This is a genomic window from Bacillus sp. ILBB4 (genome assembly GCF_035064545.1).
Taxonomy (GTDB): Bacteria; Bacillota; Bacilli; order Bacillales; family Bacillaceae_H; genus Priestia.
Genome location: NZ_JAIQVD010000003.1, coordinates 105,079 through 119,261, shown reverse-complemented (window position 1 = coordinate 119,261; position 14,183 = coordinate 105,079). Strand labels below are relative to the sequence as shown.

General features: G+C 38.4%; 16 protein-coding genes. 8 read left to right on the top strand and 8 right to left on the bottom strand.

Annotated features, from left to right (window positions below; all coding sequences use genetic code 11):
* Positions 1–149: 149 nt before the first annotated feature.
* Both LAV82_RS12515 and LAV82_RS12510 read left to right on the top strand, forming a co-directional pair.
* A complete protein-coding gene (locus LAV82_RS12515; RefSeq protein ID WP_029323251.1) occupies positions 150–410 on the top strand; it encodes an HPr family phosphocarrier protein in 261 nt (86 codons plus the stop codon).
* A gap of 198 nt (positions 411–608) precedes the next feature.
* On the top strand, positions 609–1,670 hold the full coding sequence (locus tag LAV82_RS12510; RefSeq protein WP_013058175.1) for an NAD(P)-dependent alcohol dehydrogenase: 1,062 nt from the start codon (positions 609–611) through the stop codon (positions 1,668–1,670).
* Between the two features lie 80 nt (positions 1,671–1,750).
* Here the strand turns inward: LAV82_RS12510 and LAV82_RS12505 are convergent, their stop codons facing one another.
* The 3 genes from LAV82_RS12505 to LAV82_RS12495 all read right to left on the bottom strand — a co-directional run bounded on the left by LAV82_RS12505 (position 1,751) and on the right by LAV82_RS12495 (position 3,001).
* On the bottom strand, positions 1,751–2,140 hold the full coding sequence (locus LAV82_RS12505; protein ID WP_016764980.1) for a MerR family transcriptional regulator: 390 nt from the start codon (positions 2,138–2,140) through the stop codon (positions 1,751–1,753).
* Positions 2,141–2,393: 253 nt separating this feature from the next.
* Positions 2,394–2,570: an aspartyl-phosphate phosphatase Spo0E family protein gene (locus LAV82_RS12500; RefSeq protein ID WP_235569042.1), complete on the bottom strand. Its 177-nt coding sequence runs from the start codon at positions 2,568–2,570 to the stop codon at positions 2,394–2,396.
* A gap of 242 nt (positions 2,571–2,812) precedes the next feature.
* Complete coding sequence (locus LAV82_RS12495) at positions 2,813–3,001, bottom strand: hypothetical protein (RefSeq protein WP_013058178.1); 189 nt, start codon at positions 2,999–3,001, stop codon at positions 2,813–2,815.
* Positions 3,002–3,277: 276 nt separating this feature from the next.
* Here LAV82_RS12495 and LAV82_RS12490 point away from each other — a divergent pair, with 276 nt between their 5' ends.
* Positions 3,278–3,805, top strand: coding sequence for a cupin domain-containing protein (locus LAV82_RS12490; RefSeq protein ID WP_074895358.1), 528 nt, complete (start codon positions 3,278–3,280; stop codon positions 3,803–3,805).
* Positions 3,806–4,498: 693 nt separating this feature from the next.
* Here LAV82_RS12490 and LAV82_RS12485 read toward each other — a convergent pair.
* The 3 genes from LAV82_RS12485 to LAV82_RS12475 all read right to left on the bottom strand — a co-directional run bounded on the left by LAV82_RS12485 (position 4,499) and on the right by LAV82_RS12475 (position 7,626).
* Positions 4,499–5,206: a hypothetical protein gene (locus tag LAV82_RS12485; protein ID WP_499716187.1), complete on the bottom strand. Its 708-nt coding sequence runs from the start codon at positions 5,204–5,206 to the stop codon at positions 4,499–4,501.
* A 15-nt stretch (positions 5,207–5,221) separates the two neighbouring features.
* The gene (locus LAV82_RS12480; protein WP_499716186.1) at positions 5,222–6,376 is read right to left on the bottom strand and encodes an Alp7A family actin-like protein; all 1,155 of its coding nucleotides are present in this window, start codon (positions 6,374–6,376) and stop codon (positions 5,222–5,224) included.
* 380 nt (positions 6,377–6,756) lie between these two features.
* A complete protein-coding gene (locus LAV82_RS12475; protein WP_074895365.1) occupies positions 6,757–7,626 on the bottom strand; it encodes an STAS domain-containing protein in 870 nt (289 codons plus the stop codon).
* Between the two features lie 232 nt (positions 7,627–7,858).
* On the opposite strand from LAV82_RS12475, the gene LAV82_RS12470 reads away from it, so the two are divergent.
* The gene (locus LAV82_RS12470; protein ID WP_016764987.1) at positions 7,859–8,071 is read left to right on the top strand and encodes a cold-shock protein; all 213 of its coding nucleotides are present in this window, start codon (positions 7,859–7,861) and stop codon (positions 8,069–8,071) included.
* Positions 8,072–8,486: 415 nt separating this feature from the next.
* Here the strand turns inward: LAV82_RS12470 and LAV82_RS12465 are convergent, their stop codons facing one another.
* Positions 8,487–9,821 carry an SH3 domain-containing protein gene (locus LAV82_RS12465; protein ID WP_211077690.1) on the bottom strand — a complete coding sequence of 445 codons (1,335 nt, stop codon included), beginning with the start codon at positions 9,819–9,821 and terminating at the stop codon, positions 8,487–8,489.
* Between the two features lie 345 nt (positions 9,822–10,166).
* On the opposite strand from LAV82_RS12465, the gene LAV82_RS12460 reads away from it, so the two are divergent.
* The 3 genes from LAV82_RS12460 (at position 10,167) to LAV82_RS12450 (ending at position 12,134) form a co-directional block, all read left to right on the top strand.
* A complete protein-coding gene (locus tag LAV82_RS12460) occupies positions 10,167–11,378 on the top strand; it encodes an AGE family epimerase/isomerase (RefSeq protein WP_499716185.1) in 1,212 nt (403 codons plus the stop codon).
* Positions 11,379–11,511: 133 nt separating this feature from the next.
* A complete protein-coding gene (locus LAV82_RS12455) occupies positions 11,512–11,814 on the top strand; it encodes a hypothetical protein (RefSeq protein ID WP_211077688.1) in 303 nt (100 codons plus the stop codon).
* A gap of 17 nt (positions 11,815–11,831) precedes the next feature.
* Positions 11,832–12,134, top strand: coding sequence for a hypothetical protein (locus tag LAV82_RS12450; protein ID WP_155660409.1), 303 nt, complete (start codon positions 11,832–11,834; stop codon positions 12,132–12,134).
* Between the two features lie 47 nt (positions 12,135–12,181).
* Here the strand turns inward: LAV82_RS12450 and LAV82_RS12445 are convergent, their stop codons facing one another.
* Complete coding sequence (locus LAV82_RS12445; protein WP_057234659.1) at positions 12,182–13,123, bottom strand: magnesium transporter CorA family protein; 942 nt, start codon at positions 13,121–13,123, stop codon at positions 12,182–12,184.
* Between the two features lie 166 nt (positions 13,124–13,289).
* Between LAV82_RS12445 and LAV82_RS12440 the strand changes: the two genes are divergently transcribed.
* On the top strand, positions 13,290–14,147 hold the full coding sequence (locus LAV82_RS12440) for an STAS domain-containing protein (RefSeq protein ID WP_013058192.1): 858 nt from the start codon (positions 13,290–13,292) through the stop codon (positions 14,145–14,147).
* The last annotated feature ends 36 nt before the right edge of the window (positions 14,148–14,183 follow it).

Genomic DNA, 14,183 nt, shown 5'->3' with positions numbered 1-14,183 from the left:
ATACTAACAGCAGGATCACTATGTGCATTAACATTAGGCTTACCTTTTCTTCCCTTTCCTCTTTTTATCCAAATTACCTCTTGTCTTAAAGTAGACTTTAACGTTTAAGCTAGTTTTATAGCTTTAAAAAACAAAAAAGGAGAAATACTATGCTGATTAAAAGGATTATGGTGCAACTCCCCGGCGGACTTCAGGCTAGACATACAGCTTTATTTGTACATAAAGCTTTCTCTTTTAAAAGTAACATTCTTCTTGCGAAAGACGGAAAATCTGCGAATGCCAAATGCATAATGAAGGTTATGGAGCTAGCTGTTAAAGAAGGAGATGAAATTACCTTACTGACAGGTGGAATCGATGAACACGCCGCCGTTCGCACCCTTGAAGAATTTCTTTTAACTAAACATAGATAAAAAGCTGCTACACTATTCCTTACTCTCCTTTTTTCATAAGATCATAGAAAGCAAATTTTTTTAAAAAAACTCTTGCTTTAAAGTCGACTTTAACGTTTAAGCTAGTGTTGTAGCTTTTAAATACATCAAGCGTAGTCAGTGAATGCCATTGTGCTAGCAACTGGTTATGTTTAATACGAAAGGATTGTGTTTTTACTTATGTGTAATAATCATCAACATACAACAACATCACGTGTTCTAAGTGCGCCGCATGCAAAGGCAAAATTCGAGAACACGACAATTGAACGCAGAGAACTGCGAGCAGACGACGTTTTAATTGATATTAAGTTTAGCGGTATCTGTCACTCTGATATTCATAGTGCATTTGATGAGTGGGGCGGCGGAATGTTCCCGATGGTTCCTGGTCATGAAATCGCAGGAGTAGTTGAAGCGGTTGGAGAAAACGTAACAAAATACAAGGTTGGCGATCGCGTTGGCGTTGGATGTTTCGTTGACTCTTGCGGAGAGTGCGAGTACTGTGTAAACGGTGATGAGCAATACTGTACAAAAGGCGTTGTTCAAACGTATAATTCATTGGATTATGACGGAAACCGTACATACGGGGGCTACAGCCAAAAAATCGTCGTAAAAGAAGGATTCGTTGTTCGTATTCCTGATAATTTAAGTATGGATGCAGCAAGTCCGCTTCTATGTGCAGGGATTACAACATTTTCTCCGTTAAAGCACTGGAATGCCGGTCCTGGCAAGAAAGTTGCGATCGTGGGAATGGGCGGTCTTGGACATGTAGCGATTCAATTTGCACATGCAATGGGTGCTGAAGTAACCGTACTGAGCCGTTCTAACAATAAAAAAGAAGAAGCTCTAAGCTTTGGCGCAGACCATTACTTTGCGACAAGTGATGAGACGACATTCACTGAATTAGCAGGTCGCTTTGACCTTATCTTAAACACGGTATCGGCTAACCTGAACGTGGATCAATACTTATCTTTACTTCGCGTAGATGGAACGCTTGTTAATGTTGGCGCACCGGCTAACCCAGATCAATACAGCGTATTCTCACTTATCATGGGACGTCGCAGCATTGCTGGTTCACTTGTAGGCGGCATTCGTGAAACACAAGAAATGCTTGATTTTGCGGCTGAACACGGCGTTGCCCCTATGATTGAAGTTATCGATGCGAATCAAGTAGATGAAGCGTACGAACGCGTTCTTCGCAGCGATGTTCGCTATCGATTTGTTATTGATATCTCTACACTGTAAGTTTAGAAGAAAAGCGGGCAGCTAATTGAATTAGCTGCCCGCTTTTTATTCTTTATAAAATAAGAAAAACAAACGATAAATTAGGCTTTAGATGAAAGCTCTTCCTGATACTTTTGCTCTAATTTATCATAATAATCAATTTTCGTTTCAACTTTTCTAAAAGCTGCGTCCAGCTCTCTTTGTTTTTCCATCATTTTCTCTCTATGCTTTTCAAATATCTGCTTGCGCAAACCGATTGTATCATCGCCTTCTTGTGTTAATTCAACAATTTTACGTAATTCTAAAAGAGCAATATCCGTTTTTCGTAAGCAAATAATAAATTCTAGCCACTCGATATCGGACTCGCTAAAAATACGATTTCCGTTTTCATCTCTTTTTATAAAAGGTAAAAGCCCCTGCTGTTCGTAGTATCGAAGCGTATGCGTAGGCAGCCCTACCTTTGCAGCGGTCTCTTTAATATGATATTCCATTTCACTATACCCTCCATCGCCATTCTTAGTACGGCGTTTGCTTTATGTATCTAAGCTTCCCTTTTCACGGGTGCTTTCAACTCATCTTTTAGATTTCTACTATACGATATATATAATAGATTCCGCTATTTTCTTTGCTATGATATGAGGTAACTGTATAAATAGTATCATAAACATTAAAGTAAACGTTAAGGCAACTTATAAAGAGCTGCCGTGAAGTCAGCAGCTCTTTTCATTTTTATATAAAATACAATTAATCTGCGACCATCACTTTACTTAGTTCATTTAACAAATAATCAAGGGTTTGACTGATTCGAACTGTATTACGGCTTGTAAGACCTTCTGTAAGTCCTAACATAACCATATGCTCTCTTGCTGTTTCGATTTCTGTCATTAAGACTTGCATGACAACTCCTTTATACCACTTCACAGCTCATCACCCCTTTTTACTATACATATATCTCATATGCGGTAATCTTAAACCTATCATACAGGTTTTTGGGGGTGAATAGCGAGTTTTAGAGCTTAAACAGTTTTATTTTTTATAAAGTAAATATACTAATATACTTATTGAACTAGAAAGTATCACTCCACTTTCTGTTAGAAGTTAAGAAAAGGCCTCCTAAATGGAGGCCTTTTCTTATTTCTTATAAAGCAGTCTAATACAAAGCCTTAGCCTCTAAAATATTCTCTATAATACGAACCTTTCTCACACTCTATCTCATAGCGCAGCCTAGTTTGCTTTCTGTAAAGCTCTTCGGACAGCTCATTAAATTCACCTTCTGTGATAGATCCATGAATTAAATTGTTGAATAAATTATTAAGATGTTCAGTTAATTCTTGAAGTTTTTTTTCTTTCAATGAACGTCACCCTTTAAAATAATTTTCATCTCCTAAAATTATATCAAATAAAACGTTTTCATACGATATATTTTTTTAATGAATTATCGTATTAAAGTGATGAAAGTATTTTTTAACCACCGCAACACAATCAAAGAGCTCAGATAAATCATTAATCACATGATTTCAGCAAAAAATAAGTGGATAAAGACCGCGGCCAAAAAGGCAAATGGTATCAACCGTTTTAACAAAAGCATAGGATGAAAAGAAAAATTAAACGAGAAAAGGAGAATGAGTATGCACTATACACCTTATTATCATCAGTGGCAGACCCCAGTGTACTACAGCTGGCAGCCATATAGTTATTATGTGCCAAATCACTATCACACCAGCGAACAGTTTCAGCAAAGAAACGGTAAATTAAAGGACTACGGACCAAGACCATTTGTTATTAACATTAATGAAGCGTCAAAGCAAAACAATACGTACCGCACTGCTTTATGGACGGGAACACATTTACAAGTGACGTTAATGAGTCTTAAGCCCGGTGAAGATATCGGCTTAGAAATCCACCCTAACGTTGATCAATTCCTGCGTATTGAACAAGGGCAAGGCATTGTTCAAATGGGCAAAAGTAAAAACAATCTAACCTTTAAACGAAAAGTCTACGATGATGATGCGATATTTATCCCTGCCGGAACTTGGCATGATGTCACCAATACGGGTACCACTCCCCTAAAGCTTTACTCCATATACGCTCCTCCAAACCACCCATTTGGTACGGTTCATGTGACAAAAGCAAACGCCCTGGCTGAAGAACATTAAAAATAAGCAGAGCGTTATGCAGGATTGGAACGCTTTTTCAGGATCACTACTAAGTAAATAGATGGATGTTGACTAAAGAAGCTCGCTAGAAAATCGTTGTACTACCTTTTCTAGCAGGCTTTTTTTAAACTTGCTATACATAAAGGGTTTTATAGCCAAGGAAAGAATTATACAATAAACCAATCTTTTTAAACCGCTTAAAATAACTGAAAGGCAAACAGGCGATGAAATTATTTTATAAAATTCCCAAATCAAACGTAAATCCTTCTCTTAAACTAGCAAGAAAAATTCTATATATATCTGTAGAGGCAGTCATTATGACCATGCTTGTGATTAAATCTTTTACTGTGACCTATGAAAACGACATAAATTTAATATTCAGGCAGCTAAATGAACTAAAAGCTTCGATTGGCGGATTTGGCATAAACGAATTGTTATTTTGGTTTATGATAAAGTGCAGTATTTGTACCATCGTTACATTTGATCTTTGCTTATACTTTCGAAAAAAGCTAAAAAGAAACAAAAGAGTTTTATAATTCATAAGCTAAAGCTTTTACATTGGTCCATTGGTTTTCCCATCAAGAATCTAGATTCATCGTTCGGACCTTCCTTCACCTAAAATACTTTTACCTCGGCCTCATTTTAAATAGAAAAATAATAAAAGTAGAGGCATATTACGCCTCTACTTTCTGTTTAGAAATCTACATCGATATCTTCTTGAATGGTTCCGGTCACTTTTTCACTTTTAATTAATTGACCTTCTTTAAATGTTTCTTCTTCCTCATTCCTAACGGGTTTCAGCTGCTTATAAGAAGGAGCTGACGCAGAGCCCAGCTCTTTTTTAAGCAAATGAATTTCGCCTAACAGCTCGGCTCTTAATGAATGAACTAACGATTGAAAATCTTCTTCCCGGCTGTCTTTCTGCCCGTTTTGTTCCACAAGCTTCGCTACATAATCCTGAAGTTCCTTTGCCTGCGAGGCCTCATACTCATCGCGATTTGCAGCAAGACGTGAATTCATTTCTTTTTTTAGTAAGTCAATTTCGCCCAACAGCTCTTTTCGAAGTGAATGAACTAACGTCTCCACTTCATTTTCTTTGCTCATTTTTTGCAAGTCTTGCTGTATGAGTCTTACTATATAGTCCTGCAGCTCGCTTGCCTGCTGTTTTTCTTTCAGAAATGAAGACACTTCTGACGGAATGTCAGCAGTTTCGATTGTGAAATTTGCACGTTCATCTCCATTACTTACGGGCTTTTCCCTTGCTCCCATCATATCTGCTGATAGATTGCCAGCTGTCAGAAACGCATTTGATAGTAAGTAAAATGGTGCAGCCATTTGGGAGCTTAGCTGACCATACCAATCATCTAGTGCTTCCTTAAGGCGAGTGTTTTGATGACTCATATATGCTCCCCCTTTTTAAACGTGAACTGCGTTTGTTTCATGTCTGCTTAAAATTTCAAGACCGTATAAATTTAATTTGCGCGTCTCCGGCAAGAAAAGATGATTTTCTTCTCTGATTTCTTCCCCGTACATATTATCAATCTGCTCTGCAATAAACTGTTGAAGGATAGGAGCCAGTCCTCCAATATAAATATATTTATAGACTTTATCTTTTGGCGATGGAAATAGATTTTCAACTTTCGTTAATAAAATTTGCGTGTATTCTCTAAGCGAAGCGTGAATAGGCTCCGTGAGATCTACTTTTTTCCCGCTATTGCCGTCTCTTTGCTCCATTTTTGCTTTATGGATATTGGCAATAATAAATTCTTCTAATAAACGAACATCATCAAAATACTCCAGCAGCTTTTCATTTCTTAGCTTTTCAATATGCTTCAAATATGAAATATCCGTAAGACACTTCAGCGAATTTCTGCTTTTAGGAGCTTGAAGTCCTGCAGGAAGCAGTGCTAGGTCAACCGTGCCTCCGCCCAAATCTACAATTAGTGTTTCAAAATGTTTGAATGCATTTGCTTCTTCTCTATCTTGTAATTCAAAATCTTTTTTGATTGCCCAGCGAGCAACTTCGCTTTCAATACGGCATTTGCTTGTTTCAATGTTCACAGTGATCGTTTTTTCTAATCCAGGAGTCAATACCGTCACCGTATGCTCTCCTCGAAAACGTTCGGCCATCTTCTGCTGCATTTCACTGAATTTATTTGTTTTCTTAAGCAGCCAAATCGGAAGCATAGTCGAGAAATAATTAATCGTCACATGATTATCCTCTTTGTCTTTTCCTTTAAGTATGTTGTAATAAGCAACTGAAGCTAAAAACATCACATAAGGAATATCAGATTCAGTTTTATTATGTAACTTATTAATATGGATATTGCCTAGCACGTGTTTCTCTGCTGCGTCTCCTACTAAATAATACTTTTCTACTCCTTCAATTGTTGTAGAAATCAGTAAATTTTGAAGAAGTAATTCCGGTTCATTTACACTTGAAGGAAAATGACCCTCTGCCTGATCTTTTGTGATTTCTACTACGTTTGTAGGAATTTCATAGTAATAACCATCCACTAGCGTTTGAAAAATTGAGTTACCAAAATCAACGTTTTGACGTTTGATATCCATCCTTGTTTCTCCCCTTTATCTTTTCGTGACAACACTAATAAGTATATATTTTCCTCATTTGTTTGTCTAAGTATTTAAATAATTTCTGTTATTCGAAATTGACAATTAATTAATTTTAGACGGTTAATGTAATGGAAAAGCACTTGAAATGCTTCTTTTTATCAGTACCCATTTTTACAAGGAATGTAACATGGCACGCTGTGACTTCCCCATAAATCTTTTGCAATATAAGCGCTCCAATCACCAGCTCGAAGCAGCCACATACATGAAACCTACGTCCACCATAACAACAAAAAAATCCAAACCATCAATCAGATTAATAGTTCGGATTTAACGTCAACTAAAATATTTTTGTCCCAGCCTCTGGTTTTTTAAATTTATTAATAACGCCATTTGTCTTTTTTTCTTTGTGGATTTTCTGACAGTTTACTAAAGCCTATTTCTTCAAGACCTTTTTCTAACGTCGCTCTTGTTTTGATGGTTCCAAAATCGACGCCTAAATCCACAACGGTTTGCGCGATTTCCGGACGTATTCCGGTAATCATCGTTTTAGTGCCGATAAGCTGTAAGGCTTTTACAATTTGAAAAATATTGTCCGCTACCATCGTATCGACGATAAGAACACCTGAAATATCAAATATTAAATAACTCAGCTGCAGCTGAGCGCTTTTTTCTAAAGCCGTTTCCATAATAAGCTGCGAACGATGCGTATCAATTTGTCCAACGATTGGCATCACAGCGATTCCTTCAGAAAGAGGAACGATGGGAACTGATAATTCTTCTAGCACTGCATAAGCGCGTTTTATGGTGTCCGTATTATGTTCTTCATAGATTTCAACAAATATATGATTAAGCTGATCAAGCATCGGGTCAATTTTTTTACTTACATCAAGCATCGTAATAGGAGCAAACTGCTTCTGCTGCAGCTCTTCTGTAAAAACACCCCATATCACTGTGCGAAACAGCGCGAGCGATTTTAACGTTTGACTCAAAGAAAGTCCGTTTTCCACAGCCACTTTTCCTATATCTGTACCCCACTGAATGATTTTCTTTAAAACGACCGAGTGCTCTTCGAATAACGACTCGCCTAAATACTCAATGAGTTCTGCTCTCCATTTTAAAACTTCGCTTTCTTCGTGGTAAACAAGCTTCCGCTTATATTCAGAGTCCATCAGATCAGAAAATTGTATCGCTAATTCCTGTTTATTATCGATAATTTTCTTCCCTATATATAACAACTCATCCCTCATTTTTTTCTTTATCTCCTTTAGTTAACAGAATTAACGATTACATTTTATAACAATAGTTATATCACATACAATATAAAAATATAACCGAAATGAAAAAATTGTTAAGCCCTCCCTATTTACTTTTATTTCTACTCTTCTAATCGGTATACCTACCATAAAATGATTGAGATTTCAGCGTTTGGGTAAAAAACTATTAAGAATTTATTTCTATACTTATAAGGGGGATTTTTCAATGAGCAAACATAAAGGAACCGTTAAATCATTCAACGAATCAAAAGGATCTGGATTTATCACACCCGAAGACGGATCAAAAGAAGTGTTCGTTCACTCCAATGCGATCGACCGTGAGGAATATAAAAACCTGGCAGAAGGACAAAAAGTAGAGTTTGAAATCCAAGAAGGAGCTAAAGGACCCAGCGCTATAAAAGTACACCCAGTTGACTGATAGAGTGACATTTACATGCAGGTTATGGGTAGACTGTCGAATCAAATACTTTTCGAATCAAAAAACACCTCTTCGACTTTTGTTCGAAAGAGGTGTTTTTTATATGATGCAAATAATTCTACATTCAAATTGAGGCATAACTAAATCCATCCAATCTAAACACGAACAAATGGGATAAAGCAGCTAGTATGAATCACTTGTTCCAACGCTGTTAATTTCTCTGCAAGACTTCGCTTTCTGCGGGGAGGCCGATGAGCCTTGCCCTCCAGTCAGCACTTAGAAGCCGCTGCATATATGAAACCTACCTTCACCCTGCCAATAAAAAAATCCGAATACGTTTGATTCTCCATCAAGAATCAAACGCGTTCGGATCTTCCTTCAACTAAGATACTTTTATTCTAGCCTGTTTTTTAAACTACTTAATTCCGTAATATTCTTCAAGCGTAATTCCTTTAATCTTAATCGCCTGCGCCACTGGTTTTCCTACATATCGCAAATGCCACGGTTCATATTTATAGCCGGTTACCGCGTCTTTCCCTTTTGGATAACGAATGATAAATCCGTATTCTGCTGCGTGGGCATCAAGCCAAGTTGCTTCTTTAGTTCCGCCAAAGCAGTCTTGAGCAGCACATGTACCGTCTCCTTTTGTTACATCAATTCCAAGACCCGTTTCATGTTCACTCGTGCCTGGCAATGCGCTATAAGTTGCCGCTTTATCATAACCGTCTCTTTGAACATAGGAACTAAAAAGCGCACTTTGTGTTGCATGTGAACGGTAAGCTGATACGCCAAGAAGGGTAACGCCTTGTTTTTTCGCACCCGCAAATAACTGTGCAATAGCAGCGGCTGCTTCACTGCGCATTTTTTTCTTTTCCGTTTGTTCTTTGAATGTAAATGGAATCGTTGTATATACTAAATCTTTCGGAACGTAGTTTTCCGGAAGCTTGTTTTGTTTATTCACAACAACTTGTATGCTTTCAGGGTTCGAAACCACTTTCATACCAGCTAATGCTCGTACGTATTGACCGCTTACATAACCAACCTTGCCTTGATACGTAATTTTCAGCCAGCCGTTTGCTGCTTTAGCCGTTACGTCTAGCTGTGTGCCGGCTTTAAGTGTTGCCATGACAGCACCAGAAGTTGAAGCAGTTGTTCGAACATTTAAATTCGCCGTTGCCACATAGACAGAAGCCGCCGGAGCTGGAGCTGGAGCCGGTTCAGAAGAACCCGTTGATTCCTTTACGTACTGCGTGCTCACATAGCCCGTTTTGCCTTGATAGCTTACTTTTAGCCAGCCGTTCGCTGCTTGTTCTGTCGACGTTAGCTGCGTGCCTTGTTTGACCGTTACAACAATCGCGCTTGAAGTCGATGGACCGCTTCGAATATTTAAATTTGCCGTTGTTACATAGGTTTTGGTCGTTGAACTCGCAGACTTTTTAACATACTCACTGCTTACGTAGCCCGTTTTGCCTTGATAGCTTACTTTCAGCCAGCCGCTTGCTGCTTGTCCAACTACCGTTAGCTGCGTGCCTTGTTTGACCGTTGCAATAATCGCATTGGACGTCGATGGACCGCTTCGAATATTTAAATTCGCCGTTGTTGTATATGTTTCCGCCGCTGCGCTTGCGACAGTTGGCTCACCCGTAAAATTTAAAGAATGAAGACCTAGAGTTCCTGCCCCTACAAGTGTAAAAGCAAGACCTGTTACCGCTAATTTTTTGTAAAATCTTTGTTTGTTCACTTCTGTCATTTTTTATACCTCATTTGCAAAATATAATAGAAATACATGCTGCTAGTTTAATAGGTTAAGTGAAAACAGGATCCGATGTTTAAGCTCAACCTTAACTAAACAACATTAAGTAAAATTATTCGACGTCTAGAGGCTTACCATTACTTCGTTCCAGCTAGCACGTACTTTTAGAATACCGGATAATCGTGTCAAAAGTATATCAAAATATTTCAAACTTGTTTCCAAACTGATACATTTTCAACAAAAATAGAATAATAGAGCAGAAACAGCAAAAAAACCCTTACGTTTACTCCCAAATTCTTAGGGTAAAAAATAACTAAAAACAAAGATTGAGATGGTGATAAAATGAACACGGCAACGGATTTTTCCTCAACTTCGTTTCGAGAACCCCCCACATTAAAACAGCATATTTTTGATACGCTTCGTTTCTACTACCCCGCTTGTATTGACAAGAAAAACGGCGGGTATATCCATGAATACTACGACGACGGCACCGTCAACAACACGCATTTAAAACACTTGGTAAGTACAGCGCGCTTTATTTATATCTTCAGTGTAGGGGCTCTTTTAAACGGACCGGATTGGTGCAAAGAAGCAGCTCAGCACGGCATTCGTTTTCTACAAAACAACCATTATGATAGAGAGCACGACGGGTATTTTTTTGAAATAGCCGATGACGGAGAAGTAAAAGATGATTCTAAACAAGCATATGGCCACGCTTTTGCTCTTTTAGCTTCTTCCATCGCGTATCAAGCCGGCATTCAAGAAGCAAAAGAAACAATTGAACAGGTATATGACGTGATGGAAAAGTACTTTTGGGAAGAAACGAACGGCTTTTACCGAGATGAATGGGACGCATCGTGGTCAGCTTCTTCTTTATATCGCGGCCAAAATGCAAATATGCATATATGTGAAGCGATGCTTTCTGCCTTTGAAGCAACAAGAGATAAAAAATACTTAGACCGAGCGTACACGCTTGCAAAAGGCGTTACTCAGCAGCTTGCTGAACGATCTGGCGGCATGATCTGGGAGCATTATGATACAGACTGGCAGCCAGATTGGGAATACAATAAAAACAATACAAAGGATGAATTTCGTCCGTACGGCTTTATACCAGGACATCAGTTTGAATGGAGCAAGCTGCTTTTATGGCTTGATCGGCACCGTTCGGAAAACTGGATGACAGAACGTGCAAAAGATTTATTTGATAAGGGCTGGAACCGAGGCTGGGATGCTAGGTACGGAGGTCTTTACTTTGCGCTGTCTCCTCAAGAAGAGGTCATTGATTGGGATAAAAACTACTGGGTGATGGCCGAAGCCATTTCTGCGGCTTCACTGCTTGGGGTAAAAACCGGAGACAGCGGATATTGGAAAGCATACGACGCCCTGTTCTCCTACTGTCAGAAACACTTTATCGATCACACATATGGAGGATGGTATCAGCTGTTAAATCAGCAAAACGAACGCTACAGCTCGAAAAAAAGCCCCGCTCCTAAAGCCGATTATCACCCTGTGGCAGCTTGCTATCAAACGCTGATAGCACTGAATTCTCTTTGAGATAATGCTCATAAAGAAACCGTTTTCTACCAAATGCGTTTATTTCTTTTATTTAAGGGAATTTACTTACTAACAATCAATGTTTCTACAAATCAGAAAAAGCTCGACTATATATATGCAAGGAGTGAGGACGATGTATTTTTACGCGTTAGCACAAGGAACAGATTCTGGAGATCCAGTAACACTGCATCATGAGAAGAAATTTTCGAAAAAAGAATTTTTAGAGATGTTTAATGAAGCATTAGATGAGTTGGATATGCATCCAGCTCCAAGCGCTGTCGGTGAATACCTTTGCCGTGCGTACGGATTTCAAGAAATTGAAATCGAGACGGGTGTTGTATGCTACTGCGCTCCTTTTAGAAAGCTAGACGACTCGGATATTATAGAAGACCGTACGTACATGGACGCCACGACCCGAACACTAAAATACAACTAACCAAAAAGAAAGGTTGGATGCGTGTGAAGACCGTACAGAACATTTATCGAACGAGTGAAGCTGTACCAGAATCGGGCGCTTACGTTTGTGCGGAAGGTGAAATTAAACTCTTTCAAAAAGATGATCTTTTTACACCTTGCCCACATACACGTGAATCAACGACGTGGAAGCCTGTAGATGACGCCTTTTCAACCGGAGAATTGGTTCCGCAAACCGGTCGCTATACCGACGAAAACGGCAATCAAGTAAAGCTAAAAGAAAACGATTTATTTCCAAGATGCCTTCGTTCAGGTGAGCCCACGACGTGGAGGCGAGGATAACAGACAACAAAGCAGCCGCTTATTAAGCGGCTGCTTTTTCTTGAAGCTTATTTAAAAAATGAATTCTTTTTTCTTCCTTTTAACAGATCGCCCGTCCACCCTTTCATTCGTAAATAGAGATAAATGGCCACGGTTGAAAGAACAATTAAAATGAGTGCGTAGACATAGCCAAACTTCCAATCAAGCTCCGGCATCCCTTTAAAGTTCATTCCCCAAAGAGCTCCAAAAGCCGTTAAAGGCGTACTGATTGCTGTCAGCAGCGTTAAAGCTTTCATAATCTCATTTCCTCGATGAGTAGACACAACTTCTTCTAATTTAATTAACGCGTCAAATTCTTTTTGATATTGTTCAATTAGCGTTAAGCCGATTTCGATTTTTTTACACATCCGCTGATATTCGACCGTTTGGTTAATTTTTTTATGAAATGCTTCTTCTATTCCCATTGTGACTTCTCGAACAGAGCTAATTAAATTTGTCCATATAAGCAGGTCATACCGGGCTTTATGAATGTCATCTAACACGTCGATGTTATTATTATGGCGAACTTCCCACAGAAGCTCTCTGAAATGACTTTCAAACTGATCAAACCCATTTAAGTGTTTTTTCATAATTTCGCCTAAAAGAATAAAAAAACTTTCCGCCGTGTTAGCAGACTGCTTCATGCGTTCAATCATTCGTTCATGATTGGTGTTCTCGAGGATTTTTAAATCGATTCCTGCCGTTATAATAAACTCCTCAGTAATATAAAAATGAAACGAATCGTAATTTTTTTGGTCAAACGACTCCTTATGATAAATCAGTGAACCATAAATGAGCTCACTTTCTCCTATTACATCTACTTGAATATGATTAGAATTTTTCTTTTGAAGCTGCTGACAAAACCATTCATCTCTTGGATACTGATAGTCTTTGATTATATCAGCTATTCCGTCTGCTTCTTCTAAATCAAACTGATACCATTTCCACTGATCGCTCGTCACGGTATTCATACTTTTCCTCTTTCCCCTTTTATTAAAATTTTTCCCTTTATACAATCATTTAAAACCTCACACGCAAAATAAACATACATTTCATATCCATCTTTATAAAAAAGGTGCTATAATAAATACGTTGCGCACCTGCGCGATGCTTTATCAGTTTGAGAGGAGAATAACAGTGAAGAAAGATATCGCTTTACGTTCTTATCTGCTAGAAAATGCACCAAATATGACGGAAGAATGGTATGAATCTTTGGACAAAAAGTCTTCTGAAGGCGTATATACCTCTAGTAACCCCGATGTCATTCAACGCTTAAAAGCGCAAAACTATGAATTTCATTTATATATTAGCAACGTCTTTATAGAAGATGAAAAAAGCTTTTTTGAATCTTTTAACACGTGGCTAAATAAAGTTGCCAAAGACCAAGAACATATCAGAACACCCATTCAAAGTATTATTAAAGAATTTATGAACGTCCGCAAACAATACTGTGAGTATATTCGCCGGTTTGCAGAACTTAACGATGACATCACTCAGCAGCATATTGATGTGTGGAATGAAAAAGTAGTAAGGGTATTTGATATTATTATTTTGAAATTCATCACAGAAGCGCAGGAGTACGCATCAAACCGCCTCCGCTCGCAGCAGGAAATGATTCATGAATTAAGCTCACCTGTTATTGTGATTAAAAAAGACGTTGCTCTTTTACCGTTAGTCGGCGATATTGATACGGCAAGAGCCAAAATGATCCTAGAAAGCACGTTAAAACAGTGTGCAGAGAAGCAAATCGCTCATTTGTATATTGATTTGTCAGGAGTTGTGATGATTGATACAATGGTCGCACACGAGCTGTTTCAGCTGATAAATGCGCTTGATTTAATCGGCGTTAAATCAATTTTATCGGGCATTCGCCCTGAATTAGCTACTACTGCGATGCAGCTTGGACTGAAATTTGATCATATACGAATTAAATCGAATCTTGCTCAGGCATTAGAAGATGATTCAAAAATTGTAATTGCTTCTAGCACTCATTAATATAGGGATACAAACAAAAAAACAGCCCAAGAAGGC